19 protein-coding genes and 1 pseudogene are annotated in these 25,597 nt (G+C 69.0%); 11 read left to right on the top strand and 9 right to left on the bottom strand.

Annotation, left to right across the window (positions count from 1 at the left end; all coding sequences use genetic code 11):
- The first annotated feature begins 45 nt into the window (after positions 1–45).
- Entirely contained in the window at positions 46–672 is a 627-nt protein-coding gene (locus tag CP983_RS42430; RefSeq protein WP_150505862.1) for a TetR/AcrR family transcriptional regulator, read from the top strand.
- 73 nt (positions 673–745) lie between these two features.
- Here CP983_RS42430 and CP983_RS42425 read toward each other — a convergent pair whose 3' ends face one another.
- Complete coding sequence (locus CP983_RS42425) at positions 746–1,426, bottom strand: alpha/beta fold hydrolase (protein ID WP_150505861.1); 681 nt, start codon at positions 1,424–1,426, stop codon at positions 746–748.
- 55 nt (positions 1,427–1,481) lie between these two features.
- On the opposite strand from CP983_RS42425, the gene CP983_RS42420 reads away from it, so the two are divergent.
- Positions 1,482–2,531, top strand: coding sequence for a YihY/virulence factor BrkB family protein (locus tag CP983_RS42420; protein ID WP_150505859.1), 1,050 nt, complete (start codon positions 1,482–1,484; stop codon positions 2,529–2,531).
- On the opposite strand, the gene CP983_RS42415 is transcribed toward CP983_RS42420, so the two are convergent.
- Positions 2,528–3,244 carry a FadR/GntR family transcriptional regulator gene (locus tag CP983_RS42415; RefSeq protein WP_150505857.1) on the bottom strand — a complete coding sequence of 239 codons (717 nt, stop codon included), beginning with the start codon at positions 3,242–3,244 and terminating at the stop codon, positions 2,528–2,530. The two genes, CP983_RS42420 and CP983_RS42415, sit on opposite strands and share 4 nt — an antisense overlap.
- A 227-nt stretch (positions 3,245–3,471) precedes the next feature.
- Between CP983_RS42415 and CP983_RS42410 the strand changes: the two genes are divergently transcribed.
- The 4 genes from CP983_RS42410 to CP983_RS42395 are packed head-to-tail and all read left to right on the top strand — an operon-like array spanning position 3,472 to position 7,827.
- Positions 3,472–4,692, top strand: a complete 1,221-nt coding sequence (locus CP983_RS42410) for an aminotransferase class V-fold PLP-dependent enzyme (RefSeq protein ID WP_150505855.1) — start codon at positions 3,472–3,474, stop codon at positions 4,690–4,692.
- Positions 4,693–4,709: 17 nt separating this feature from the next.
- Positions 4,710–6,011: an ABC transporter substrate-binding protein gene (locus tag CP983_RS42405; protein ID WP_107909531.1), complete on the top strand. Its 1,302-nt coding sequence runs from the start codon at positions 4,710–4,712 to the stop codon at positions 6,009–6,011.
- 2 nt (positions 6,012–6,013) lie between these two features.
- Positions 6,014–6,994: a carbohydrate ABC transporter permease gene (locus CP983_RS42400; RefSeq protein ID WP_150505853.1), complete on the top strand. Its 981-nt coding sequence runs from the start codon at positions 6,014–6,016 to the stop codon at positions 6,992–6,994.
- Positions 6,991–7,827, top strand: coding sequence for a carbohydrate ABC transporter permease (locus tag CP983_RS42395; protein WP_150505851.1), 837 nt, complete (start codon positions 6,991–6,993; stop codon positions 7,825–7,827). Before CP983_RS42400 ends, CP983_RS42395 begins: the two co-directional genes overlap by 4 nt.
- Positions 7,828–7,852: 25 nt before the next feature.
- Here CP983_RS42395 and CP983_RS42390 read toward each other — a convergent pair whose 3' ends face one another.
- Both CP983_RS42390 and CP983_RS42385 read right to left on the bottom strand, forming a co-directional pair.
- Positions 7,853–8,818: a YihY/virulence factor BrkB family protein gene (locus CP983_RS42390; RefSeq protein ID WP_150505849.1), complete on the bottom strand. Its 966-nt coding sequence runs from the start codon at positions 8,816–8,818 to the stop codon at positions 7,853–7,855.
- Between the two features lie 78 nt (positions 8,819–8,896).
- Complete coding sequence (locus CP983_RS42385) at positions 8,897–10,513, bottom strand: phospholipase D family protein (RefSeq protein ID WP_150505847.1); 1,617 nt, start codon at positions 10,511–10,513, stop codon at positions 8,897–8,899.
- Positions 10,514–10,865: 352 nt separating this feature from the next.
- On the opposite strand from CP983_RS42385, the gene CP983_RS42380 reads away from it, so the two are divergent.
- Both CP983_RS42380 and CP983_RS42375 read left to right on the top strand, forming a co-directional pair.
- Positions 10,866–15,131 carry a HAMP domain-containing protein gene (locus CP983_RS42380; RefSeq protein WP_150505845.1) on the top strand — a complete coding sequence of 1,422 codons (4,266 nt, stop codon included), beginning with the start codon at positions 10,866–10,868 and terminating at the stop codon, positions 15,129–15,131.
- Positions 15,132–15,207: 76 nt separating this feature from the next.
- A complete protein-coding gene (locus CP983_RS42375; protein WP_150505843.1) occupies positions 15,208–17,688 on the top strand; it encodes a SpoIIE family protein phosphatase in 2,481 nt (826 codons plus the stop codon).
- Between the two features lie 300 nt (positions 17,689–17,988).
- Here CP983_RS42375 and CP983_RS42370 read toward each other — a convergent pair.
- Both CP983_RS42370 and CP983_RS42365 read right to left on the bottom strand, forming a co-directional pair.
- Positions 17,989–19,213, bottom strand: a pseudogene (locus CP983_RS42370) (RNA-guided endonuclease InsQ/TnpB family protein).
- Positions 19,214–19,434: 221 nt separating this feature from the next.
- Entirely contained in the window at positions 19,435–19,617 is a 183-nt protein-coding gene (locus CP983_RS42365; protein ID WP_150505840.1) for a hypothetical protein, read from the bottom strand.
- A gap of 305 nt (positions 19,618–19,922) precedes the next feature.
- Here CP983_RS42365 and CP983_RS42360 point away from each other — a divergent pair, with 305 nt between their 5' ends.
- Entirely contained in the window at positions 19,923–20,480 is a 558-nt protein-coding gene (locus tag CP983_RS42360) for a Dps family protein (protein WP_125524252.1), read from the top strand.
- 59 nt (positions 20,481–20,539) lie between these two features.
- On the opposite strand, the gene CP983_RS42355 is transcribed toward CP983_RS42360, so the two are convergent.
- Together CP983_RS42355 and CP983_RS42350 are read right to left on the bottom strand one after the other, a co-directional pair.
- Complete coding sequence (locus tag CP983_RS42355) at positions 20,540–21,499, bottom strand: hypothetical protein (RefSeq protein ID WP_150505838.1); 960 nt, start codon at positions 21,497–21,499, stop codon at positions 20,540–20,542.
- A gap of 51 nt (positions 21,500–21,550) precedes the next feature.
- On the bottom strand, positions 21,551–22,105 hold the full coding sequence (locus CP983_RS42350) for a hypothetical protein (protein ID WP_150507222.1): 555 nt from the start codon (positions 22,103–22,105) through the stop codon (positions 21,551–21,553).
- A gap of 111 nt (positions 22,106–22,216) precedes the next feature.
- Here CP983_RS42350 and CP983_RS42345 point away from each other — a divergent pair, with 111 nt between their 5' ends.
- Both CP983_RS42345 and CP983_RS42340 read left to right on the top strand, forming a co-directional pair.
- Positions 22,217–23,509, top strand: coding sequence for an MFS transporter (locus tag CP983_RS42345; RefSeq protein ID WP_150505836.1), 1,293 nt, complete (start codon positions 22,217–22,219; stop codon positions 23,507–23,509).
- Positions 23,510–23,591: 82 nt separating this feature from the next.
- The gene (locus CP983_RS42340) at positions 23,592–24,239 is read left to right on the top strand and encodes a nucleotidyltransferase domain-containing protein (RefSeq protein ID WP_150505834.1); all 648 of its coding nucleotides are present in this window, start codon (positions 23,592–23,594) and stop codon (positions 24,237–24,239) included.
- Here CP983_RS42340 and CP983_RS42335 read toward each other — a convergent pair.
- Positions 24,231–25,538: an MFS transporter gene (locus CP983_RS42335; RefSeq protein WP_150505832.1), complete on the bottom strand. Its 1,308-nt coding sequence runs from the start codon at positions 25,536–25,538 to the stop codon at positions 24,231–24,233. The two genes, CP983_RS42340 and CP983_RS42335, sit on opposite strands and share 9 nt — an antisense overlap.
- Positions 25,539–25,597: the final 59 nt, after the last annotated feature.

Here is a 25,597-nt window from a genome sequence, read left to right as displayed (position 1 = left end):
CGATAACAATGTGGGCGATGCTCACCTCGACGCTAGGCTGAGGGCATGACGAGCCGCCCCTACCACCACGGAGACCTGCCGACCGCCCTGCTCACGCGCGCCGAGCAGGCCCTGCGCGAGCGGGGGCCCGAGGCACTGTCACTGCGGGAGCTGGCCCGCGACATCGGAGTCAGTCCCGCCGCCCCCAGCCGTCATTTCAAGACCAAGCAGGCACTGCTGGACACGCTGGCGCTGACCGGTTTCGAGCGGCTCGCGGAGGCCATCACGGCCTCGCAACAGAACCTCGACGGCGCATCCTTCGGCGACCGACTGGACGCCGCCGCCCGCGCCTACGTCGGGTTCGCCGTGGACAACGCGGCCCTGCTCGACCTGATGTTCTCCGTCAAGCACAGCCCGCAGGCGTCACAGGAGCTGGGAGCGACTGCGCACCGCTGGTCCGAGCAGCTCCTCGGCCTCATCGGCGACGGGCAGCGCAGCGGCGAAGTGCGGGAGGGACAACTGGAGCGCGTCGCACTGCCGATCTTCGCGGCCCTGCACGGCTACGCCGGCCTGGCAGTCAGCGGAATGCTGCCATCGGAGGTCTCCGAGCACGGACTCGACGACGTGATCGCGTCCATCCTGCGCGAATGCAGGCCGGACGCGGAGCAGGCAGGACTGCCGAGCCCGCGCTGACGAACCTCCCGGTGAGGACCCGACGACACGCACGCGCACGGCGCAGAAGGGGCTGACCGAGGTCCGACGACGGCTACTGTCCCGGTCGCGGAACCGCCTCCAGGAGCCCGGCGACCGTCGCACCGACAGTGCGATGCCAGTACTGTCCGCGACGGATCATGGCGTGATCCCCACCCTTCACCAGTTCCAGGTGAGCCCGCGCGCCGGCCGCAGCGGCCCGGCGCACGAACGCCGCTGACGCGGCCGGGTCGGTGATGCGGTCGCGGTCGCCGTGCAGCACGACCACGTCCTTGTCCCGCAACTGCTCCACCGGCTCGCCCTCCGGACACCACGGCCCCAGCGCGAGCACGGCCCGCACCTGCGGGGCCACCGCGGCGCGCAGCGCGGCGCGGCCGCCCATCGAGTGCCCGACCAGCACCACCGGAACCTCTCCGACCTGTGCGGCCAGCTCCCGCAGTGCCTGTTGGGCGTCACGGACCGGATCGGCGTCCGGGCCGTTCCAGCCCCGTACCCGATAACGCACCTCGGCCAGCAGGACGTCGGTGTCCGGCACCGCCGCGGCGACGGCACGGACGAAGGGCCTCATGCGCACGGCTGCCGGATGCCAGGAGCGCGACCTGGCCCGGCTGTCGACGGATCCACCGTGCAGGAACAGAACCGCGGCGCGCACCGAGCGCGAGGTGCGCCGGGTCAGCAGCGCGGTCGCGGGTCCGTGCGCTCCCGTGTCGCCGGATCCGCTCTGAAGCGCTGCCATCGGTTCTCCTCCGCGAATACGTGTGGGGTGACGCGCAACCGGTTACTCGTGCGGAATGGTACGGACGCTGAAAGGGCACGAGAGGCACGGAGGGCACCGCGCGGCCGGGACCGGGCGGGCCGCCGAGGCCGGCCCGGACGAAGAGGTGGAGCGGCGGGCGCCGGACAATCCCACGGACCTGCCCAAGCGGTCCTGGGGCGCGGTGCTGAAAGGCACCTTCAAGGAGTTCAAGAAGGACGAGCTCACGGACCGGGCCGCGGCGCTGACCTACTACAGCATCCTGGCGCTGTTCCCGGCACTGCTGGCGCTCATCTCGCTGCTCGGAGTCATCGGGGAGTCCGCGACGCAACGAGTGCTGGACAACATCCAGAAGCTGGCCCCCGGCCCCGCGCGAGACGTGCTCACCAGCGCCGTCCAGCAGATGCAGGGCAACGCAGGCGTCGGTTCGGTCATGGCCGTCGTGGGTGTGCTCCTCGCCGTGTGGTCGGCCTCCGGCTATGTCGCCGCGTTCATCAGGACCGCCAACGCGGTGTACGACGTCCCGGAGGGCCGTCCGGCGTGGAAGGTGCTGCCGGTCCGCGTCGGTGTGACGGTGACCCTGATGGTCATGGCGGTCATCAGCGCGGTGATCGTCGTGTTCACGGGCGGCCTGGCCCAGGAAGTCGGTTCCTCACTGGGTATCGGCGACACAGCGCTCACCGTGTGGTCGATCGCGAAGTGGCCGGTGCTCGTCCTCCTGGTCACGATCATGATCGCGATCCTCTACTGGGCCACCCCGAACGCCAAGGTCCGCGGCTTCCGTTGGATCACGCCGGGCAGTTTCCTGGCACTGGTGATCTGGCTGATCGCCTCGGCCGGCTTCGCGGTGTACGTGGCGAACTTCGCCTCGTACAACAAGACCTACGGCACCTTCGCGGGCGTGATCATCTTCCTGGTCTGGCTGTGGATCACGAATCTGGCGATCCTGCTGGGCCTGGAGTGCGATGCGGAGCTGGCCCGCCAACGCGCCGTCGCAGGCGGTCACCCCGCCGAGAAGGAGCCGTACGTGGAGCCTCGCGACACCCGGAAGTGGGACGAGGACGACCGCCGACGGCTTGGGTCCTAGGCCGAGTCCTCCCGAGCGGGTCCGTCGACCTCCTCCACCGGCGGCATGAACGCCCGCAACCACCGCTCCGTCTGAGCGACATGCGACTGCGCCGCGCCGGCCGCCGCCACCGGGTCGCGGTCCGCGATCGCGGTGGCCAGGACGCGATGGTCGTCGTCGCTCTTCCTGCGCAGGTCAGGCCCCTCGGGCAAGGTGAAGACCTGGTACTTGCGGGAGCGGGCGCGGAAGACCGCCAGGAGGGTGGCCAGGGTGGGGTTGCCGCCCACGCGGGCGATCTCCGCGTGGAAGCGGTGGTCGAGTTCGGAGGCCTTGGTGGGGTCGCTCGTCGCCTCCATGTCCTCGATGAGCGAGAAGAGCGTGCGCACGGTCTCCGGCGTGCAGCGCGCCGCCGCCTGGGCGGCCACATGGGCCTCAAGGACGCGCCGGATCTCGTAGACCTCCAACAGGCCCGAGAGCGGCAGGAGTTCGAGTGTCAGGGAGAGACTGCCGATCACGTCCTCGGGCCTCAGCTGTGACACGTAGGTGCCCGAGCCGTGGCGCGGCTCGATGACGCCCAGGGCGGCGAGCATCCGTACGGCCTCGCGCAGCGACCCGCGCGAGACGCCCAGTTCCTCGCAGAGCTCACCCTCGGGCGGAATGCGCTCGCCCGGACCGAGGCGTCCCGTACCGATCATGTGCCGTAGGCCGTGGAACGCCTTCTCGACTGCGGACATCCGTCCCCTCTTCCTCCCCTGACGGGCCGGCGAATCATGCCGCCGCCCTCGGAGCACTGTAGCGAGTCTCAGATGTGTCGGATGCGTGTCACTCGAAAGTCATCTGATGACTTTCACTGTACGACCCTTGTTTCCGCCGAGAAAGGTGGTGCAGGATGCCGAGTCATCAAACGTGTCAGGCGGAGTCCGGCCTTCCGTGAACCCGCCCTGCCCAGATGTGGAGTCCTGTGAGCGAGACCGAGGTGACCACCGCACCGCGCCCTCTGCTGCTGGCGGACGGTCGGCCCGCCGACCGGGCGTGGTCGCTGGATCCTGCCCTCAAGCACCTGAACCACGGCTCGTTCGGGGCCGTTCCGCTGGTGGCTCAGGAGCGGCAGGAGCTGCTGCGCGTGGAGATGGAACGCTCACCCGTGGTGTGGTTCCCGGCGCTCCCCCAGCGGCTCGCCGCGGCCCGAGTCGAGCTCGCCGACTTCCTGCGCGTCAGCGCCGGCGACCTCGCCCTGGTGCCGAACGCCAGCGCCGGCGCGAGTGTCGTCTACACCGCCCTCACCCTGCGCCCCGGCGGGGAGATCGTCGTCACCGACCACGGCTACGGGGCCGTGACGATGGGTGCCGAGCGGCTGGCACGGCGCTGGGGCGGCCGGGTCCGTACCGCCCGCGTGCCGCTGAACGCGGACGCCGACGCGGCGTACGAGGCCGTCGTCACCGAACTCGGCGACGCCACCGAACTCGTCGTCGTCGACCAGATCACCTCGGCGACCGCACGCCGGCTGCCGGTGGAACGCATCGGGGCGGAGGCCCGCCGACGCGGCATCCCCGTCCTCGTCGACGGCGCGCACGCGCCCGGTCTGCTCGATGCGCCGCTCGCCGACGCGACCTACGACGTCTGGACCGGCAACCTCCACAAGTGGGGCTGCGCCCCGCGCGGCACGGCTGCCCTGGTCGCCCGCGGCCCGCTGCGCGAGCGGCTGTATCCCCTCATCGACTCCTGGGCCGCGGCCGATCCCTACCCGGACCGCTTCGACCAGCAGGGCACGATCGACGCCACGTCCTACCTGGCCGCGCCGACGTCCCTCCGCTTCATCGAGCGCACCTGGGGCTGGCCCGCCGCCCGCCGCTACATGGACGACCTGGCCGACTACGGCGCCTCGGTCATCGGCACCGCGGTCACCGGACTGACCGGCGCGGACAGCGCGGTCGACGTCGGCATGCCCGTCCCCGGCATGCGCCTGGTGCGTCTGCCGGACGGACTCGCCTCCGACCGCGTCGAGGCCGACGCACTGCGCGACCGGGTGGCCCTCGAACTGGGCGTGGAGGCGGCCTTCACCAGCTTCGACGGCATCGGCTACATGCGCCTGTCCGCCCACGTCTACAACACCGCCGCCGACTACGAGTACTTCGCCGAGGAATGCGTCCCCGCCCTCGGCAAGTGGGCACGAGGAAACTGAAGGAAGAGGTCAGCACAATGAGAAGAAGGACGGCAGCTCTCGCGCTCGGCACCGCCGCCGCGATGGTTCTGACCGGCTGTTCCACCATGAGCCCCGGGGCGAGCGGAACAGTCACCCTCAACATGGTCGAGAGCCTGACGAACCCAACCCGCACCGACCTGCTCAAGGACCTCATAGCCGACTTCGAGCAGCAGAACCCCAAGGTCAAGGTCAACCTGGTCTCCCCGCCCACCGAGCAGGCCGACCAGAAGCTCCAGCAGATGCTCCAGTCCGGCAGCGGGGTGGACGTCCTGGAGGTCCGCGACATCACCGTCGGACCCTGGTCGAACAACGGCTGGCTCTACGACATGAAGAAGGACCTCGCCGGCTGGAAGGGCTGGGAGGCGATGACGGAGAACGCCGTCAACGCCTCGAAGGACGCCAAGGGCAAGACGTATTTCGTCCCGTACGGCTTCTACGGCCTGAGCCTCTTCTACCGCACCGACCTGATCAAGGAGGCGGGCTTCAGCAAGCCGCCGGCCACCTGGGCGGAACTCGTGGAGCAGGCCTCCGCCATCCACGACCCGGCCAAGCGGCGCTACGGCTACGCCTTCCGCGGCGGCGCCAACTCCAACAGCAACGCCACCGCCGCCATCGAGGCCTACCTCGCCGACCAGGTCGACCCGGCGAACGGCTTCAAGCTCAAGGACGGCCGTACGATCTTCGCCGCCCCCGAGGCGGAGGCCGCCATGGAGAACTACCTCAAGCTCTTCAAGCAGGCCTCGCCCAAGTCGTCGGTCGCCTGGGGCTATCCGGAGATGGTCGAGGCGTTCTCCAACGGCTCGACGGCCTTCCTGCTCCAGGACCCCGAGGTGATCGCCACGGTCTCGGAGTCCAAGTCCATCTCGAAGGACCAGTGGGGCACCGCGCCGCTGGTGGCCGGGCCCGGCGGCAAGACCGTGCAGCCGCTGGCCACCGCCGGGTGGGGTGTCGCCAAGGGCAGCGAGCACAAGGCCGAGGCGGTCAAGCTGGTCGAGTTCCTCTCCCAGGGCGAGGCGTCGACGACGTTCACCAAGAAGAACAGCCTGGTGCCCATCCTCAAGTCGGCGACCAGCGACCCCTTCTACAAGACCGGCCCCTGGTCGAGCTACGTCACGATGACCGAGCAGCCCGACAAGTACCTGGTCGTGACCCAGCCGCGCGGTGTCACCTGGTGGGCCGAGTGGCAGCAGAAGGCGGACGCCGACGTGCAGAAGCTGATCCTCGGCAAGACCACGCCCAAGAAGCTGGTCGCGGGCTGGGACGCGTACTGGACCGAGAAGTGGCAGCAGGAGCAGTAGACATGTCCGTCACGTCCACAACGGCGACGAAGACGAAGACGCCGGGCAGTGGGGAGACCTCGCACAAGCGGGGTCTCCCCCGCGGGGGCCGGCGACGGGAGTTCACCACCCGGCGCGGTCTTCAGATCGCCGCGTTCATGGCGCCGGCCGCGGTCTTCGTGGCCGTCTTCACGTACTACCCCATGATCGCGGGCGGCCAGATGGCCTTCCGCAACTGGAAGCTGACCGACCTGACCGACACCTCCTGGGTCGGGCTGAAGAACTTCCGCGACGTCTTCGCCGACCCTGCCTGGGGCACCGTCCTCGGCAACAGCGCGGTCTGGGTGTTCGGTTCGATCGTGCCGCAGCTGGTCATCGGCTTCGCGCTCGCGCTGTGGCTGCGCCGCCGCTTCCGCTTCCGCGGCCTGTACCAGGCACTGATCTTCTTCCCCTGGGCGATCTCCGGATTCCTCATAGGCATCCTCTTCCGCTGGCTGTTCAACAGCGAGTTCGGTGTCGTCAACGACCTGCTGCAGAAGGCCGGTCTCATCGACGAGCCGGTCGCCTGGCTGGCGGATCCGAAGACGGCGATGGTGGCCGTACTGATCGCCAACATCTGGTACGGCGTCACCTTCTTCGCGATCATGATCCTGGCCGCGCTCCAGTCGATCCCCGACGAGCTCTACGAGGCGGCGGCGCTGGACGGCGCGAGCAAGGCACGCACGCTCTTCCAGATCACCATCCCGTACATCCGCACCACGCTGGCGCTGACCGTGCTGCTGCGGGTGATCTGGATCTTCAACTTCCCCGACCTGATCTTCGGCATGACCGGCGGCGGGCCGAACAACGAGACGCACATCGTGACCACTTGGATGATCAAGATCACTCAGCAGGGCGACTACGGCAGAGCCTCCGCGCTCGGCCTCCTCGTGGTGGCCGCGCTGCTGGTGTTCGCGGTGTTCTTCCTCATGGCCACGCGCGAGAAGAAAGGAGCGAGGCGATGATCGGCAAGGAGTCCACTGTCGGCCGGGTGGTCAAGTTCGCCTTCCTCGGCGTGTGGCTGCTCTTCACCGTCTTCCCCCTCTACTGGATCACCGTCACCTCGCTCAAGGCGCCCGGTGACATCTTCCGGTTCCCGCTCGCCTACTGGCCCGAGCGGTTCTCCCTGGAGAACTACAGCGGTCTGTTCGGCACGGCCGACTTCGGGACCTACCTCACCAACAGCCTCATCGTCTCGACGGTGGCCGGCGCGACGGCGACGGCGATCTCCATGCTCTCGGCGTACGTGCTGGCCCGGTTCGAGTTCCGCACCAAGTCCGCCCTGCTGATGGCCGCGCTGGTCACCCAGATGATCCCGTCGTTCATCGCGCTGGGTCCGCTGTACCTGCTGATGACCGACCTGCAACTGGTCGACAACCGCTTCGGTCTGATCCTCGTCTACATCGCGGTGTGCATCCCGTTCTGCACGGTGATGCTGCGCGGCTTCTTCGAGAACATCCCGGACGCCCTGGAGGAGGCCGCCATGATCGACGGCCTGTCCCGGTTCTCGGCGCTGTTCCGGGTCCTGCTGCCGGTGATGCGCCCGGGCATCATCGCCGCGTTCATCTTCAACTTCGTCAACTGCTGGAACGAGCTGTTCCTGTCGGTGACGCTCATGAACAGCGACAGCAACAAGACCGTCCCCACCGCCCTGAACGGCTTCATCTCCAGCTTCAACATCGACTGGGGCTCGATGTCCGCGGCAGCCGTCCTCACGATCCTCCCCACCATGCTCCTGTTCGCCTTCGCCAGCCGCCACATCGTCCAGGGCCTCACTTCGGGGGCGGTGAAGGGCTGAGGCACGGCCCGGCTCGGGACCGGCCTCACGCACCCGGTCCGGGGTCCGGCCGTACAGGCTTTGCGAGGCCGGCTCGGGTCGCTTCCAGTTGTGCGGCGAAGGCGATGCCGAGGAAGAGGGCGACTGCCGTGAGGTTGGCCCACAGCAGCAGGGCTATGAAGGCGGTGAGAGGTCCGTACACGGCGCCGAAGGCACCGCTCTCCTCGACGTACAGCGCGAGCAGCCAGGTGGCCGCCACCCACAGCAGGAGGTGCACGGCCGAGCCGAATGCCAGCCAGGTGTAGCCCGGTTGGACACGACGGGGCGACCAACGGAAGATCACCGCGGAGGCCACCCAGGCCAGCGCGAGCCCCACGGGGATGTCGAGCACGCCCCACCACTCCGGTCCGCCGCCCTCCCGGCCGGCGGACTCGGCCACCGCGTCGCCCACGGCCTCGCCGGCGACGAGTACGACGAACCCGAGCACCAGGGGAAGGCCGGCGGCGAGTGCGAGAGCCAGCGCCCGCGCGTACTTGCGTGGGAAGGGACGGTCGCGCTCGATGCCGTAGATCCGGTTGGCGCCGCGCTCGATCTGGCCCATGGCCGAGGCGAGGTTCAGCAGCGCGAAGCCCAGGCCGAGCCACAGCGCGAGCGTGCTCCAGACGTCGCCGTGGGCGGTGCGCCGGGTCCCCTGGAACGCGTCCTCGACGATCTCGGCGCTGGCACCCGGCACGATCCGGCCGAGTGTGTGCTCGATGATCCGCCCCACGCCCTCCGTGTGCACCGACGTGGCCAGCCCGACCAGCGCCACGGTGCACGGCACCAACCCGAGTACCACCTGGAAGGCGAGAGCCCGCGCGTTGGTGAAGCCGTCGGCATAACGGAAACGCGCGAACGAGTCGATCAGCAGCCGCAGTCCCCCGTAGTGGCGCAGGGCGGCGAACGCCTCGTCCCCCGAGAGCTCCTCGCCGAGCATGTCCCGGGTCTGCGGGACGTGGACGGCAGTACCCATGGCCTCGACACTCCTCGCTTCGCGACTGCTCCCGGTCCTGTCCGGATGCCCCGGGAACCGGCTCGTCCATCCCGGCAATCAGTACGCGTTGCGGCGCCGCAGCCCGAAGGGCCTGCCGTCCGGGTCGATGAGGAGGTGGTGCAGCGGCGTGCAGACCGCCTTGGTCGTCCGCGAGAGACGCGGCGGGACGTACGTCCGCAAGCGGCCCGGTGGCCTCGGGCCGTGCCGGCCGTTGTCGTGCCAGGCGTCCAGTGCGGCGGCGCTCGCCGCGAAGGCGTCGAAGGCCCGCGCGGGATCGCAGAGCGGGTCGGGCGCGTGCGGAGTCGGGGGCGGTTCCGTGTCCAGGTGCTCACGCGAGAGTTCCAGGCGCAGGTCTCTGGCGAAGGCGCGTGCGCCGTCCCCGAGTCCTCCTGGGTCGTGCGGCTCTCGGGGGTCCGTGGCCTCGTCCATCACCGCGCAGGTGAGTTCCGAATCGTGGGTCCACGAGCGGAGGTTGACGTTGTCGGAGCCGACCGAGGCCCACGCGTCGTCGATCACGCAGACCTTCGCGTGGACGTACACCGGTGTGCCGGCGTGGTTCTCGAGCGCGTACACCGCGACGCGTCCGCCTCCGGCACGGCGCAGCCTCTCCAGGGCCGTGATCCGGCCGATCAGGTTCATCGGCAGGGTGAGTCGGCCGTCCTGTTCGGGGACGGAGGGGATGACGGCGATGAGGCGCAGGCCGTCATGGGCGGCGAGCGCCTCGGCGAAGGACTCCACCACGTGCGGTGACCACAGGTACTGGTCCTCCAGGTAGATCAGCGGACGGGCCCGTCCCAGCGCCTTGCGGTAGCCGCGGGCGATGCTGCGCTCGCCGTCGGGGGCGAAGTCGTATCCGCGCAGCAGCCGGTTGGGATAGGTGCGCAGGACTTGGAGGGTCTGGGTGCCAAGTGGTGAGGGGTCGGGTGGCTGGGGCGGGAGCCGGTCGGCGTCCGTGTCCTCGCGGTGGGCGAGTTCCCGCAGGCGGACGAGGGGGCTGCGGGTGAGCGGCGCGGGATCTTCCCAGCGTTCACGGAACACGGCCTCGATGTCGCCCACGGCAGGTCCGCGGATCGCGAGCTGGACGTCGTGCCAGGGCGGGTGCGGGCCGTACGCGGCGGCGATGCGCAGCGACTGCCGGTCGCCGCGGTGCGTCACGTCGTCGTTGCGGTTGTGGCAGAGGTCGATGCCGCCCACGAAGGCGACGTCGAGCTCGGGGCGGTTCGGGTGGCGGAGCACGACGAGCTTCTGGTGGTGCGAGCCGCCGGGCCGGACCCGCATGTCGAGCAGGCATTCACCGCCGGCCGCCTCGATCTCCTCGCCGAGATGACGGTTCTCGGCCTCGCTGAACTGGAAGCGGTCCAGGTGGGAACGCCACAGCAGCCCCTTGACGATCACTCCGCGCTCGGCCGCCTCGGCCAGGACCCGGCCGATCTCGCTGCCCGGGCCGTCCAGGCGCTCGTCCGGGTCCCCGCGCCAGTCGGTGAACAGCAGCAGGTCGCCTGCGCGCTGCTCTCCGATCGCGCGGTGGAGCTCCCGGAAGTACGTGGCCCCGTGGACGAGGGGCCGCACCAGGTTGCCGCGCGACCAGGCAGTTCCATCCGCCCGGCGGCCGTCCAGACGTGTGGCACTGTTGCCGCGTTCGGCCGCGGTCAACAGCCATTCGGTGAGTTCCACGGCCCAGGCCCTCCAGACGGGGCATACGGGTACCCCGTCCGCGCCGCCTCATCCGTGACCCGGCGTGCCGGGCCGTCCGTGAACCGGTGCGCCCGGCCATCCGTGACCCTGTGCGCCGGGCCGTCCGTGACCCATGCGCCGGGCCGTCGATGAAACCTTTGCCTCGGCCGGATGCGGGGGTGCGAAGAAGCTTTTGTTGTCGCTCGACAACTGAGTTAATCTTCACCAGATTTCCTCACCAGGTCGAAGCCGTGAACAGCACAAACGTGACAGGTGAGTGGGCCCTTCACAGGCCCGGCGCGGTTCCGAGTCCTCGGTGTGGGGGCTCTTGGGGAGCGGAACGAGGATGCGCATGACGAGCAAGACGATCGAGGCCGTCGACGGGGCCTCCGGCGAGCAGGAACTACGGCAGCTGCTGGCCGGGCTCACCGCCGTGAGAGACGGCGACTTCGGCACCCGGCTGCCGTCCGACGGCGAGGGTCTGCTCGGAGACATCGCCACCGTCTTCAACGGCATGGTGGACCAGCTCTCCGTGTTCACCTCGGAAGTGACCCGGGTGGCGCGCGAGGTCGGCACCGAGGGCACGCTGGGCGGCCAGGCCGAGGTGCCGGGCGTCTCGGGCACCTGGGCCGACCTGACCGACTCGGTCAACGCCATGGCGGGCAACCTGACCACCCAGGTCCGCGACATCGCGCAGGTGGCGACGGCGGTTGCCAAGGGCGATCTGTCGCAGAAGGTCGACGTCCCGGCGCGGGGCGAGATCCTTCAGCTCAAGGAGACCGTCAACACGATGGTCGACCAGCTCTCCGCCTTCGCCGACGAGGTCACCCGCGTCGCCCGCGAGGTCGGCAGCGAGGGACGCCTCGGCGGTCAGGCGCAGGTGCCCGGCGTGGGCGGTGTGTGGCGCGACCTGACGGATTCGGTCAACTTCATGGCGGGCAACCTCACCTCCCAGGTCCGCAACATCGCCCAGGTGACCACCGCGGTCGCGCAGGGAGACCTCTCCCAGAAGATCACCGTGGATGCCCGCGGCGAGATCCTCCAGCTCAAGAACACCATCAACACGATGGTCGACCAGCTCTCCGCCTTCGCCGACGAAGTCACCCGGGTGGCGCGCGAAGTAGGCACCGAAGGCCGGCTCGGCGGGCAGGCGGACGTCAAGGGCGTCAAGGGCACCTGGCGTGACCTCACGGACTCCGTGAACTTCATGGGGGGCAACCTCACCGCGCAGGTCCGCAATGTCGCCCAGGTGGCCACGGCCGTAGCGGAGGGCGACCTCTCCCAGAAGATCACGGTGGACGCCCGCGGCGAGATCCTGGAGCTGAAGACCACCATCAACACGATGGTCGACCAGCTCTCCGCCTTCGCGGACGAAGTCACCCGCGTCGCCCGAGAAGTCGGCACGGAGGGCAACCTCGGCGGCCAGGCGATCGTCCGTGGCGCCTCCGGTACCTGGAAGGACCTGACCGACAACGTCAACGTGATGGCGTCGAACCTGACCGGCCAGGTCCGCTCGATCGCCAAGGTGGCCACCGCCGTCGCACGCGGCGACCTGTCCCAGAAGATCACGGTCGAGGCCAAGGGCGAGGTCGCCGCCCTGGCGGACGTCATCAACACCATGGTCGACACACTGTCCGCGTTCGCGGACGAGGTGACCCGCGTCGCCCGTGAGGTGGGCACCGAGGGCCGCCTCGGTGGTCAGGCACACGTGCCGAACGTGGCGGGCACGTGGAAGGACCTCACCGACAACGTCAACTCCATGGCCAACAACCTCACCGGCCAGGTCCGCAACATCGCGCTGGTGACGACGGCGGTGGCGGGCGGTGACCTGTCGAAGAAGATCGACGTCGACGCCCGCGGCGAGATCCTGGAACTCAAGACCACCATCAACACGATGGTCGACCAGCTGTCGTCGTTCGCCGCCGAGGTCACCCGAGTGGCGCGTGAGGTCGGCAGCGAGGGCCGGCTCGGCGGGCAGGCGGAGGTCGAGGGAGTCGAGGGCACCTGGAAGCGCCTGACGGAGAACGTGAACGAGCTGGCCGGGAACCTCACCCGCCAAGTCCGTGCGATCGCCGAGGTCGCCAGCGCCGTCGCCGAGGGCGACCTGACCCGCTCGATCACCGTGGAGGCGTCGGGCGAGGTCGCCGAGCTCAAGGACAACATCAACTCCATGGTGGGCTCGCTGCGGGAGACCACCCGGGCCAACCAGGAACAGGACTGGCTCAAGACCAACCTCGCCCGGATCTCCGGCCTGATGCAGGGCCACCGGGACCTGCCCGTGGTCGCCGAGCTCATCATGGACGAGCTCGCGCCGCTGGTCTCGGCGCAGTACGGCGCCTTTTACGCCGCCGAGGACACCGCGCGCAAGCCCCAGCTCAGGCTGGTGGGCTCGTACGGCTATCCCGACGACACCACCCGGCCCGAGCGCATCCGGGTCGGGCGCTCCCTGGTCGGGCAGGCCGCGCGCAACCGCCGGCCCATCAGCGTGGAAGAGCTGCCGCCGGGCTATGTGACGATCTCCTCCAGCCTCGGGCAGACGGTTCCCAGCGCGCTGGTGGTCCTGCCGATCGTCGTCGAGGACCAGGTCCTCGGTGTCATCGAGCTGGCCTCCGTCACCCGCTTCACCCAGATCCACCAGGACTTCCTGGCCCAGGTGATGCCGACCATCGGCGTCAACCTCAACACCATCGTGGCCAACGCCCGCACCGACGAGCTGCTCGGGGAATCGCAGCGACTGACCGCGGAACTCCAGGAGCGGTCGGCGGAGTTGCAGGTGCAGCAGGACGAACTGCAGCGCTCCAACGCCGAACTGGAGGAGAAGGCCTCCCTGCTCGCCTCGCAGAACCGCGACATCGAGGCGAAGAACCTCCAGATCGAGCAGGCACGGCAGGAGTTGGAGACCAGGGCGCAGGAGCTGGCGCTGGCGTCGAAGTACAAGTCGGAGTTCCTGGCGAACATGAGCCATGAACTGCGCACCCCCCTCAACAGCCTGCTGATCCTGGCGCAGTTGCTGGCGCAGAACCCCTCGCGCAACCTCACGCCGAAGCAGGTCGAGTACGCGGGCATCATCCACTCCGCCGGCTCGGATCTGCTGCAGCTGATCAACGACATCCTCGACCTCTCGAAGGTCGAGGCGGGCAAGATGGACGTCACGCCCGAGTGCGTCGAGGTGCGCGAGCTGGTGGAGTACGTCGAGGCGACGTTCCGCCCGATGACGACGCAGAAAAGCCTGGAGTTCTCGGTGGCCACCGCGCCGGGGACACCGTTCGACCTGCTCACCGACGGCTCCCGGCTGCGCCAGGTCCTGCGCAATCTGCTGTCGAACGCTCTGAAGTTCACCGAGGAGGGCGGCGTCGAGCTGCGTATCGAACCCGCCGCGGACGGCGAGACTCCGATGAGCGTCCACCGCGGCAGTCCGATCGTGGCCTTCCATGTCAAGGACACCGGTATCGGCATCCCCGAACAGCAACTGGAGACGATCTTCGGAGCGTTCCAGCAGGCGGACGGCACGACCAGCCGGAAGTACGGCGGCACCGGCCTCGGTCTGTCGATCACCCGGGAGATCGCCCGTCTGCTGGGCGGTGCCGTCACGGTCCGGAGCACGCCCGGCCAGGGCAGCACGTTCACGCTGTTCCTCCCCGTGGCCCGGGCCGACTACGAGGGCGTAGTCGGCAGTGGGGCACAGCCGGTGGAGCAGCCGCACACGGCCGAGCTCCCGCCGGCCGCACCGTCCGAGGCACCCTCGGCGAAGGCTCCCGGGCGGCGCCGACGCCGACTGCTCGTCGTCGAAGGCCGTACGCGCGGACTGCTCACCCTCGTCGCCGAACGGGCGGTCGCGGACATCGCGCCCGATGCCGACGACCCGCTCGCGGGCATCGACATCATCACGGCGGTCGGAGCGCAGGAGGCGGCCAGCACCCTGGCCGACGAACCCTGCCACTGCGTCGTCCTGGAGCTCGGCATGCCCGACGACGAGGGAACCCGCCTGATCCAGGCCATCGAGGGCGACTCGGCGCTGGCCAGCGTGCCCGTCCTCGTACACACCGGACATCACGTGGACCTGGCCCAGGAGCAGTCGTTGCGCTCCCGCGCGGAAGGCCGTCCGCTGGCCTTCCTCTCCAGCCTGGACGAGCTGCGCGAGCGCATCACGCTGCACCTGTCCGCCGAGGAACCCGGGGACGTGCTCCAACTGGTGCGCACCGAGGAATCCCAGCGCGCGATCACGCAGGTCGTCGACGACACACTCTTCGGCCGTACGGTGCTCGTGGTCGACGACGACGCGCGCAACCTCTTCGCCCTCAGCGGGGCGTTGGAGCTGCAAGGCTTCCATGTCCTGCACGCGAACAACGGCCGCGAGGGCATCGAGACTCTGCTCGCCCACCAGGACATCGCGCTGGTCCTGATGGACGTGATGATGCCGGAGATGGACGGATACGCCGCCACCGCGGAGATCCGCTCGATGCCCCAGTACGCGGACCTGCCGATCATCGCGGTCACCGCCAAGGCCATGCCCGGGGACCAGGAGAAGAGCCTGGCGTCCGGCGCGAACGACTACGTCACCAAGCCTGTCGACACCAACGACCTCATCGGCCGCGTCCAGCGCTGGCTGACCACGTGACGGGCGGTCCCGCTGCCGTGCGTATCAGCCGACCGCCTGACGTCCTCGGACGTCCCAGCCGAGGAACAGGTCAACCGTGAGTGACCCCCAGCGTCCGACCGAGCCGGAGACGGCCGGTACTCCGGCGGGCGCCGAACTGGTGCCCACCGCGGCGCCCGTGGCCCGTGCCGCGATCGATGTGGCCGGACAGGGCGACGACGACACGCAGCGCTCCCCCGTCGGCAGGCTGGCGGCGACCGTGGAGCGGCTGCGCCGTGAGGTGCGGGCGGCTCAGACCGAGGCGGACGGGCGCGCCCTGATCGAGCTGGCCAAGGGCATCCTCGTCGAACGGCTCGGGTGCGGACCCACTCAGGCGGCACGGCAACTCGCCGAGCTGGCCGAGCAGGCGGGCATGTCGCCTCTCGAATTCGCCGTCGAGGTCATCGACCAGGCCTCGGGTGACCGGCTGTCGGAGGTGACCACCGGCTTCCTCGAACACACGGCGGGCGGGGGCGAAGCGGCCGACTCGCTGCGGAACAACTCCTACGCCCTGATGCTGCGGGCCGCCGAGAGCGGTGCGCTGGCCGCTCGTGACGCCCAGGCCGTTGCCGATTCCCTGATGGAACACGCCCTGCGGCCGCTCGGCGCGGAAGCGGTGGCCATCTGGTCGCTGGGCGGCGACGGCTCGCTGACCCTGGCGGGCAGCGCCGGGTTCACGGTCTCGGAAGCGGGTCGCTGGCGGTATGTGCCACCGGGTGTGGCGACAGTGGCGCGGCGCGGGCTCGGGGTCGGGGAGCTCACCGGCCATTGGATCGGCTGCCTGTCCGAGACCGGACTGCCCTCCATAGGGCAGCACCAGTACCCCGACGGCGGCCGGGCGGCCGTACCCGCCGACACCGGCGGTCGGATCCTCGGCGTGCTCGAGATCGTCTGGCCCGCCCCGATGGAACCTCAGCCCGCGCAGATCGTCCGTCAGGTCGAGGCCCTGGCCGAGCTGTGCGCGCACACGCTGGAGACTTCTGCCCCGCGCCATCCGGACGGCGACTGGCGGCCCGGCGTCCTCCCGGAAGTCACCGAGCTGATGGATCTGGCGGACAGCCTGCACGACCCCACTCTGGTGCTCGTTCCGCATCTGGACCCCGCCGGGGAACTGCTCGACTTCCGTATCCAGCACGTCAACGGCCGCTTCCTCGACCCGAGCGGCCGGCCCCGAGGCGTCGTCAACGGCTCGCTGCTGCTGGAGGCGTACCCGATGGCCGCCGGCGAGAGCGAGCTGTTCGAGCTGATCGAACGGGTCTACGCCACCGGGGAGCCGTTCCGCGCCCACCGCATGCGGCTGACCACGCTGGTCGACGACGTCCCGCTGGCGGCGGTCGCCGACATCAACATCAGCCGGTACGGCAGTTGCGTCCTGCTCATCTGGCGCATGGAGGACGAGACGGCACGGCTGGCGAGCCTGCTGCAACACGCCCAGCGCCTCGGCCGCATCGGCGGGTTCGAGGAGAACCTCCTCACCGGCGAGATCACCTGGAACGTCCAGCTCTACGGCCTGTACGGCAAGTCCCCCACAAGCGGCCCGATCCCACTGGAGGATCTCGCCGCCCATGCCCACCCGGACGACGCGGTCGCCATCGGCCGATTCCTGCGTACGCTGCTGCACCACCGAAGTCCCGCGTCGACCGCGTTCCGGCTGCAGCGGCCCGACAGTGTGACCCGGCACATCCGCGTGGTGGCCGAACCGGAGCTCGACTCCGACGGCCGCCTGCTCGTCGTCCGGGGCGCCTACCAGGACATCTCCGCGCACCACTGGACGGAGGTCGCGCTCGCCGCGACACGGGACCAGCTCGCCCACTCCGAGCAGCAGGCCCGTGAACGCAACCGGCTCACCCTGCAGTTGCAGCACGCGATCATGCCTCCGGCGCAGGCTCCCTTGGACGCGCCCGGCCTCCAGGTGGCGGTTCGCTACCGGCCCGCCGAGACCCAGCATCTCGTCGGCGGCGACTGGTACGACGCCGTCGTGCTGCCGTCTCGGCTGGTGCTGCTGTGCGTGGGGGACGTCGCCGGGCACGGCATCGACGCGGCCACGAGCATGGTCGTCCTGCGCAACGCGCTGCGCGGCCTCGCCGTGACCGGCGCCCGACCGGCCCAGCTGCTGTCCTGGCTCAACATGGTGGCCCACCATCTGACCGGCGGCGTCACCGCCACGGCCGTCTGCGGCCTGTACGACCCCGAGCGCCGTACGCTGCGCTGGGCCAGGGCCGGCCATCTGCCGCCCGTCCTGCTGCGCGACGGCGAGGCGACGCCCCTGCCCCTGGTCAAGGGGCTGCTGATCGGTGCCGTGCCCGAGGCGACGTACGAGGAACACGAAGTCCAACTGGCTGTCGACGACACCTTGCTGATGTACACGGACGGCCTGATCGAACGCCGTGACCGCTCCGTGGAGGAGTCACTGACCCAACTGCTGGCAGCCGCGCGCACGGTCCCGCCCACGCTCGACCAGCAGTTGGACCGCCTGCTCACCTACAGCAAGTCGGACACGGACGACGACACGTGCATCGTGGGCGTCCGGGTGGCCTAGGCGCTTTCGTTCGGAGCGGCGGACGGACCGGAGGTAGATGTCTGCCACGTGAAGCCGGCCAGGCAGATGGTCACGGTCTTCTCGTGGTGGGGGGCGATCCGTCCAGGGGGCTGCCGGGTGGGTCTAGAGGGCGTCCCACACCTTGAACCAGCCGATGTTGTCGTTCGCTCGGTCACCCCCACGTTCGGCGTACCGAACCCGTAGTAATAGACGGCGCTGTGACCGTCGTTGAGGACGGCCTGCTGACCGTCGCAGCTGTTGTAGGTGTTGACGCCTCCCTCGCCTGAAGGCGGGGGATTCCTAGCTCACGTTGCCTGATCCCCGGCGGGGTGGGGGTCTTACACGATCAGCACTAGCCGGGTTGCAGACCAGCCCGGACCAGCATCACGCGGGCGCTGTTCTTGTCTCTCGGGGAGACAGCGCCGCACGCGGTGCAGGTATACATTCGCTCGGAAAGGGGGAGTGCGTGCTTGGTTCTCGCTCCGCACGTGGCGCAGTCCATCGTGGTGTGCGCGGGGTGGACCAGGTGCACGATCCTGCCGTGCTTCCTGGCCATCTCGACCAGGGCGTTCTTGGTCGTACCAACGGCCGCGTCCGCAGCCTTGCGCGCCATGGTGGATTTCGCGAGGAACTTGGGCCGGAAGTCCTCCACGGCAATCTGGTCGTGGTCGCGGACGACCTTCTTGGCCCACTTGCGGCCGGTGTCAGTCCGCTGAGCGGTCACCTTGCGGTGCAGCTTCGCGGTCTGCCGCTTTGCCTTGTGGTATCCCTTCGATCCCGCCTGTCCCTTGGCCGGACGGCGCCGGGCCATCATCCGCTGGTACTTGGCCAGCTTCTCCGCGGCCGTCCGGCCGTGTTGCGGGTGCGGAAGGTCGTGGTCGTCGGACGTGGTCGTCGCGGTCTCCCTGACACCCCAGTCGATCCCGATCACGCGCCCGGTCGCGGGCAGGGCCTCGGTCACGGCCGGGACGACGAACGACGCCCACCAGTGCCCCACCGCATCCCGATACACGCGCACGCTGGACGCTGGCTTGGGCAGCTGACGCGACCACACCGGCCGAACCACGATCCCGCCGGCAAGATGCAGACGGCCGTCCTTAAGACGGAACCCGCGCTTCGTGTATTCGAGGGTAGGCAGCGCCTCACGCTTCTTCTTGCACTTCGGCATCCCGGCCCGCTGCCGCATCGCCACACCGGCCTTAATGTCCTGGAGCGCCTTGGCGCGGGACTTGCCGAAGTCGCGTATCAACTGCTGCTGAGGAACGCACGCGCCTTCTCGCAGCCATGCTGTCCGGGCACGGGCCTCGGTCAGCATCGCCGCGAGCTGCACCGGCCCGCACGTCGTCTTCTCGCCGGTCACCCGGTTATGCGCGTGCACGGACTTGGACTTGGCGACGCACTCATTCCACACCCAGCGCAACCGGTCCCACTCCGCCTCAAGAGCAGTGCGGGCCGCAGACGACAAACGCAGACGGTAGGTGTACCGGCAATACCCAGTCATCTCCGTGGTCGCTTCTGTCGTCATGCATCCGAACCTACCCGGAAGGACTGACAGTTGAGGCCTCTCGTTCTACATGGCGCCCCTCACCAGCGGTTTTGGTGCACGGCGATCCGCCTTGACGTCGACCCGCCTTTACCTGCCCCCGCTTCCGCGGGAGCTTCGTTTCCTCCCCCGGCTGAAGCCGAGGGTATCCACGAAAGAGACCTAATGAACGAGGAGATCGAGCGCCACCACGTGCCCGGTGCTCAGGACGTAGCCGTCCGCGTCGCGGGGCCGTAGTCCCCGTACACGTCGGTGTTGTCGCCGCCGTACTCGGCGTGCTCGTACCAGGTCATGAGCAGGGTCCGGCCGCTGCGGTTGACCGCCGCCGTCCCGGTGTCGGAACAGGTCCGGCTCTTCACCCGGGAGAACTTCTCACCCGGCTTCACCCGCTCCACCTCCGCGGAGCAGTGCGTGCCGTCCGAGGACGCCGAGGCTGATGCCTGCGGTGCGAGTCCGACGAGGCCGATAAAGGAACATGATGCTCGTCGCGACTGGGCCGGCAGGGCATTGCGCACCGCGAGCCTACGAAGGCGAATCGCACAGCGGTCCCTGACAGATGTCAGGGGTCTGGGTCGGGGGCAGGGTCGTGGCAGCCCCCAATCGGCCGATGAAAGCTGCATCACAGGTCTGCGATCACGAAAGCGGGGCACCTGGACTCCTACTTCAACACTACGGAACAGGAGTTCTGAACATGGCGAGGGACCTCACCCCCAAGTACACGGTGCCCGGCATCGAGCGCGCGGCGGCCGGCCGGATCATCGACGTCCTCCGCCTGCGGCTGCACGCCCTGAACGACCTCCACCTCACGCTGAAGCACATTCACTGGAATGTCGTCGGACCCCATTTCATCGCCGTGCACCAGATGGTCGATCCGCAGGTAGACCGGGTGCGTGACATGGCCGACGACGTGGCCGAGCGCATCGCCGCGCTCGGCGGTGTCGCGCAGGGCACGCCGGGCTCCCTGGTCAAGGAGCGCACCTGGGACGATTACTCGATCGGCCGCGAGGACGCCATCGCCCACCTCGGTGCGCTGGACGTCGTCTACACGGGCGTCATCGAGGATGTCCGCGCGGCCATCAAGGTCGTCGGTGAGATCGACCCGGCGACGGAGGACCTCCTCATCGAACAGCTGCGGGACCTCGAACAGTTCCAGTGGTTCGTCCGGGCCCACCTCGAGAGCGCGGGCGGCACACTGACGACGGCCCGGGCCGAGACGGAGGAGGACGCCGCCAGGGCGGCGAAGGCCTGAGCCGTTCGACACCGGCCGGTCGTCCCTCCTCGTCCATGCTGTCGACCCTCCGCAGGTCCTCAGTGAAGTTCCTCCCGCCGGCCCACCAAGGCCCTCATGGCATCGTTGGTGATCTCTGAGAGGGCGACGGGGCACAGCAGCTGGTCCAGGGGGTCCGTTCGTGCGCGGTCGCGCGCATAGAGGGCGCGTCCTGCGGGGCTGCTCAGCTTGATGCCGAGTGCGGCGGCGTTCGGACCGCTGCGGGGCGGGGCCGGATGCCGGTCGTGTGTGCACCTCGCGTCGGCGTAGTGCGGCAGCGTCGTCTCCAGCGCCGAGATCAGTTCATCGAGCACGGCGGGATTCCGTACGAAGTCCGAGGCGGCGTACCAGGCGACCGCCATGACGACCAACAGCCGTCCGGGCCGGTCCGCCGGCTCGGCGGACCGGAGTTCCTCCGCGTGGATGCCGATCTCCGACTCGATGTCGGTCCCCGGCTCGGGGTAGCCGTGCAGTAAGGCGGACAGCGACGCGATGGTGTCCTGTGTCCCCACCGGCAGCCTCGGCGGGACGTCAGAGGCCGAGCCGGGTTCGATGATGTCCAGGGCGATCCGCGCGAGCCCTGCGACATTTCGCGGGCAGAGCCACTGCTCACGGGGGTGGTTCTCATGCCATGCGGCGTCCGGGTCGTAGAGGCCGCACAGTTGTCTGCCGAGGTCTTCGTCGAACTCCGGTTCATGTTCCTGGTAGGGATGCGTCTCGTGCCCGCAGGGCCGGTCACGCAGGGCGCCGTCAGCAGCCTCCAGTGCCGACCTCGCCACCGACACGACGCCGTCGCCCGGCGCCCCGGCGACGTAGGGAGCCATCATCAGCAGACCGATCGTCCATACGCAGGCCGACTCTCCGCCCGGGTCCTCGGCGAGCTGCGCAGCACATCCGAGGACCGTCCGGTCATACGCATCGTTACGGAAGTCGTAGTACTCCTCACGGATTTCGTCCCAGGATCCGGCGAGTTCATCGAGCGGCACATCGTCGGTGATCATCGACTGAGCGTACGGGCCGGCCCGCGTCCATGGCGGGCCCGGAGGGCAAGTTCAGCCGGCTGCCTGTGAAGTACCCAAAGTACGGGCGAAGTCCGCAAGGGTCCGGAAGTCGTCCTCGCGCAGGCCGATCCTTGGGTTGACGTGGTGCAGGAGTCCCGGTGCGCGGTGGTGGGTGGTCACATATTCCTGGTCCAAAACGCTCTGTTCGTCGTCCACCCAGGCGAAGGAACGGCCGTTGGCGTATTCCACCAGCGGGGCGGTCTTCCAGTGAACTCCGTCAGGGCGGTCCTGGAACAAGCCGTCGCCGAAGTCGACGAATGGCAGTTCAGGTAGACCGAGCACCGGGCCGATCCACCGGTTGGCATCAGCCATCCATGTGGTGGCCCAGCACAGTTCGTAGCCGAGCTTCAGCAGAGCCTGTCCGTGCGCCGGGTTGAGCCACACCCGCAAGGGTCGCCGACGGAGGGAGAGTTCGTAGTGGTCCTGGGAATCCGCACTGCCTCGGGGCACCCTGAGGGTGGTGTAGCCGTCGGGGCGCCTCGTCGGCTTGGCCGCGTAAGGGTTGAGCGGTCCGTCCACGTCGAGGAACAGCAGTGGACGGCTCATGATCTCCCCCGGGTCATGTGCAATGGTGGCTGCGCCGGTGACAGCGTAATCGCAACGATGATGGCTGATTGAAGACGGAAACATCGGTGCCGCCCCGTAGAGTCCGACGCCGTGTCTACCTCCCCCGTTCGGTCCTCCCTGTGGGGTGACCAGCAGTTTCTTCTGCTTGCTGCGGCTCGGATCATCTCGGTGCTGGGCAACGGTTTCGCCCGCGTGGCGTTGGCATTCGCCGTGCTGGGCCTGCCCGGAGCGACGCCTGGGCGGTTGTCGTTGGTGGTGGCCTGTCAGGCACTCCCTCAGTTGGTGTTCATTCTCATCGGCGGGGTGATCGCGGACCGCATGTCACGGGCACGCCTGATGGTCGGCGCCGACATCGTGGGGGCCGCCGCCTACGCAGGGCTGGCCGGCCTCGTGCTGACCGGTCACGCGCCGTTGATCCTGCTGTGCGTGCTGGCCGTCGTGGCGGGGACGGCGACCGCACTGTTCTCGCCCGCGATGGCCGGCCTTGTCCCGCTGGTCGTCGAGGAGGACAGGCTCCAAGAAGCCAACGGGCTGCTACGGGTGTGCACCAACAGCTCCCTCCTGCTCGGCCTGACCTTGTCCGGTGTCGCCGTCGCGTGGATCGGGGCCGGTTGGGCGCTGGCCCTCAACGCCGCGTCCTTCGTGGTCAGCGCGTTTCTGACCACTCGGCTGCGCGTGCCCGACCGGGCGGCGAAGGGGTCCTCGGGCTGGGACGATCTCAAGGAAGGGTGGCGGGAGTTCACCTCCCGGCAGTGGCTGTGGGTCGTCGTCGCCCAGTACGCGGTTGTCGTCGCAGCGCTCAACGCCAATGTCGGCGTCCTGGGGCCGCTGCTCGCGGAAGAGGACCTGGGCGGGGCGACGGCGTGGTCGGTCATCGTCGCGGCGCAGGCCCTGGGCACGATCGCCGGAGCCGGCCTGGCCGCACGCGTCCGGGTCAACAGGCCCATCCTGGTGGCGGTTCTGGCCACTTTCCCGGCCGCCCTGCCCATCGCCCTGCTGGCCGCCTCGGCCCCGGTCTGGCTGATCGCCGTGGCGATGTTCAGCTCGGGTATCACCTCGGACATCTTCGGCGTGCTCTGGTCCACGACCATCCAACGTGAGGTCCCCGAAGAGGCCCTTTCCCGCGTCAGTTCCTACGACTGGTTCGGCTCCTTGGCCTTCGCCCCGCTCGGGCTGCTCGTGGCCGGACCCGCTGCCGACGCAATCGGCACCCAGAAAGCACTGGCAGGCTGTGCTGCCGTGATCGCCCTGGCCACATGCGCGGCCTTGTTCTCGCCGCAGGTCCGCAAACTCACCGCGCCACCCCGGCCCGGCTCACAGCACAGCCCAGAGTCGACACCTCCGGCCACCACATCACGCACGGTCGACGAGGAGACAGCCTAGGGGCCCGTCTTCGCCCCCTCCGGTCCGGCGGCTCTTGCTCTGGACCGCGCCCCAAATCGGACTGCGAGGTTACGTTGTGCCGATGACCGAATCACTGCCGCCCGGCGGCATCGTGCCGGATGCGGACGAGTTGGATGCCCAGTGGGCAGATGCCTGGCGACCCGAACAGGTCGCTGAGCGATTGGTCGGAGCCGGCACACCCTGGTGCGTTGCAGCCGGGTGGGCCCTGGACCTGTTCCGCGGCAGGCAGTCGCGGCACCACGGCGATCTGGAGATCGCCGTACCAGCCGCAGGATTCTCCGAAATTCGGGACTGCTTCCCCGAGTACCTATTCGACGCGGTGGGTTCGGGTCGAGTCTGGCCAGGGGCAGGAGCTGAGGTGCTTGCTGCGACGCACCAGACCTGGCTCCGAGATCCCGCGAGTGGTCAGTTCCTGTTCGACGTATTCCGTGAGCCGCACGAGGGCCGGACGTGGATCTGCCGACGGGACGACAGTATTCGACTGCCGTACGACGAGATCATTGAGCGGACCGCGGACGGGATTCCTTATCTGGCGCCCGAGTTGGTACTGCTGTTCAAGGCCAAGGCGGCACGTGCCAAGGACCAAGAGGACTTCGACGGGGTGCTGCCGCTGCTGGGCCGGGCACGGCGTGATGCCCTGAGTGGATGGCTGGAGCGTGTGCACCCCGGGCATCCGTGGCTGGCTGACCTGGCGAAGTCGTCACGCTGACGGGGCCGGCGTCTCGGACGGCACGGGAAGCGTTCGGCCCAAGCGAGACAGAGGAGACAGGGCCATCAGCACCGGTGACAGAAGCATGCCCGCGGCGGTCACCAAGAGGCTGGTCCGCGTCCCCCACACCTCCGCGAGGAACCCACCGAGCAGCGAGCCGAGTGGCGTCAGCCCCATGCCGACGAAGTTGATCGTCGCTGCCACGCGGCCTTGCATCCCGTCAGGGGTGACGGTCTGCCGGATGGCCATGACCGTGACGTTCACCAGCTGACTGAAGGTCCCGAAGACGAAGTTGACCGCAATGAGGGCGGGGACTGTCAGCACAAGCTCCCCGTCCAGTGCGGGCACGAGCAGGAACACGCCGTCGCCGACCGCCGCTGCAGACACGAGCACAGGGCCGTGTCCGTAGCGGTTCGGTAGGCGGGCGGCCAGCAGCGAGCCCAGGAGCGCGCCTGGTCCCGTCGCCGCGAGTGCCAACCCAACGGCTGTACCCGACAGGTGGAGGTCCCTTGGCAGGTGCAGCAAGTAGACGGTCATCACGGCCGCGAAGGAGAACTGGAACGCGGCTGATGCGAGACACACGGTCCGCAGCGCGGAATTGCCGACGACGAATCGCAGGCCGTCATGGATCTGCCGCCAGACCCGCAGTGGTCGCGTTTCCGAGCGTGCCGGAATGGATTCACGGTGACCGATCCGTCGGATCGACAGGAATGACAGCGCGAAGAACACCGCGCTCAAGGCGACCGCAACGGCCGCCGACAGCATCGATACCAACGCGCCGCCAAGGGCAGGACCGCCGATCTGCGCAGCGGACCGGCTGCCCTCCAGCGCGCTGTTCCCTCGCACCAACTGATCGCGCTTCACCATCCGTACCAGGGACGCCTGGTACGCCACGTCGAAGAACACGGACAACGCCCCAACGACGAACGCGACCACGAGCAGCGCCGGCAGACCGAGCACACCAAGGAGGCCGGCCACGGCGGCGGCGCCCAGGGCGAGAGCCCGACCGGCGTCCGCCAGCACCATCACCATGCGGGTCCGCCACCTGTCCACCCACGCGCCGACGAAGAGCGACAGCATCAGGATCGGCGCCTGCCCCACCGCACGCAGGGCCCCCAGTTGCCCGGCACCGGCGTGGAGCGTCAGGACGGCGAACAGCGGCAGCACCACCAGGCTTGCGTGCTCGCCCAGTTGAGAGGCTGTCTGACCCAACCAGAGTCTGCGGAAGTCTCGGTCCCGCCATAGACCTGACGGGACAGACGGACCGGAATCGGATACGGCGGAGGAAGAGAACGGCACGGGGACCCCACGGATGAGCGAAGACGAGACCCGCGAACCGGCGCACGTAAGGACGCACT

It is taken from the genome of Streptomyces chartreusis (assembly GCF_008704715.1).
Taxonomy (GTDB): domain Bacteria; phylum Actinomycetota; class Actinomycetes; order Streptomycetales; family Streptomycetaceae; genus Streptomyces; species Streptomyces chartreusis.
Note: the sequence above shows the minus strand (reverse complement) of the source record. Positions and strands in the feature narration are given on the sequence as shown.

What these genes read in the sequence shown, in the direction of transcription:
- CP983_RS42430 (WP_150505862.1), top strand. Translation starts at nt 46, where the DNA reads ATGACGAGCCGCCCCTACCACCACGGAGACCTGCCGACCGCCCTGCTC.
- CP983_RS42425 (WP_150505861.1), bottom strand. Translation starts at nt 1,426, where the DNA reads ATGGCAGCGCTTCAGAGCGGATCCGGCGACACGGGAGCGCACGGACCC.
- CP983_RS42420 (WP_150505859.1), top strand. Translation starts at nt 1,482, where the DNA reads ATGGTACGGACGCTGAAAGGGCACGAGAGGCACGGAGGGCACCGCGCG.
- CP983_RS42415 (WP_150505857.1), bottom strand. Translation starts at nt 3,244, where the DNA reads ATGTCCGCAGTCGAGAAGGCGTTCCACGGCCTACGGCACATGATCGGT.
- CP983_RS42405 (WP_107909531.1), top strand. Translation starts at nt 4,710, where the DNA reads ATGAGAAGAAGGACGGCAGCTCTCGCGCTCGGCACCGCCGCCGCGATG.
- CP983_RS42400 (WP_150505853.1), top strand. Translation starts at nt 6,014, where the DNA reads ATGTCCGTCACGTCCACAACGGCGACGAAGACGAAGACGCCGGGCAGT.
- CP983_RS42395 (WP_150505851.1), top strand. Translation starts at nt 6,991, where the DNA reads ATGATCGGCAAGGAGTCCACTGTCGGCCGGGTGGTCAAGTTCGCCTTC.
- CP983_RS42390 (WP_150505849.1), bottom strand. Translation starts at nt 8,818, where the DNA reads ATGGGTACTGCCGTCCACGTCCCGCAGACCCGGGACATGCTCGGCGAG.
- CP983_RS42380 (WP_150505845.1), top strand. Translation starts at nt 10,866, where the DNA reads ATGACGAGCAAGACGATCGAGGCCGTCGACGGGGCCTCCGGCGAGCAG.
- CP983_RS42360 (WP_125524252.1), top strand. Translation starts at nt 19,923, where the DNA reads ATGGCGAGGGACCTCACCCCCAAGTACACGGTGCCCGGCATCGAGCGC.
- CP983_RS42355 (WP_150505838.1), bottom strand. Translation starts at nt 21,499, where the DNA reads ATGATCACCGACGATGTGCCGCTCGATGAACTCGCCGGATCCTGGGAC.
- CP983_RS42350 (WP_150507222.1), bottom strand. Translation starts at nt 22,105, where the DNA reads ATGAGCCGTCCACTGCTGTTCCTCGACGTGGACGGACCGCTCAACCCT.
- CP983_RS42340 (WP_150505834.1), top strand. Translation starts at nt 23,592, where the DNA reads ATGACCGAATCACTGCCGCCCGGCGGCATCGTGCCGGATGCGGACGAG.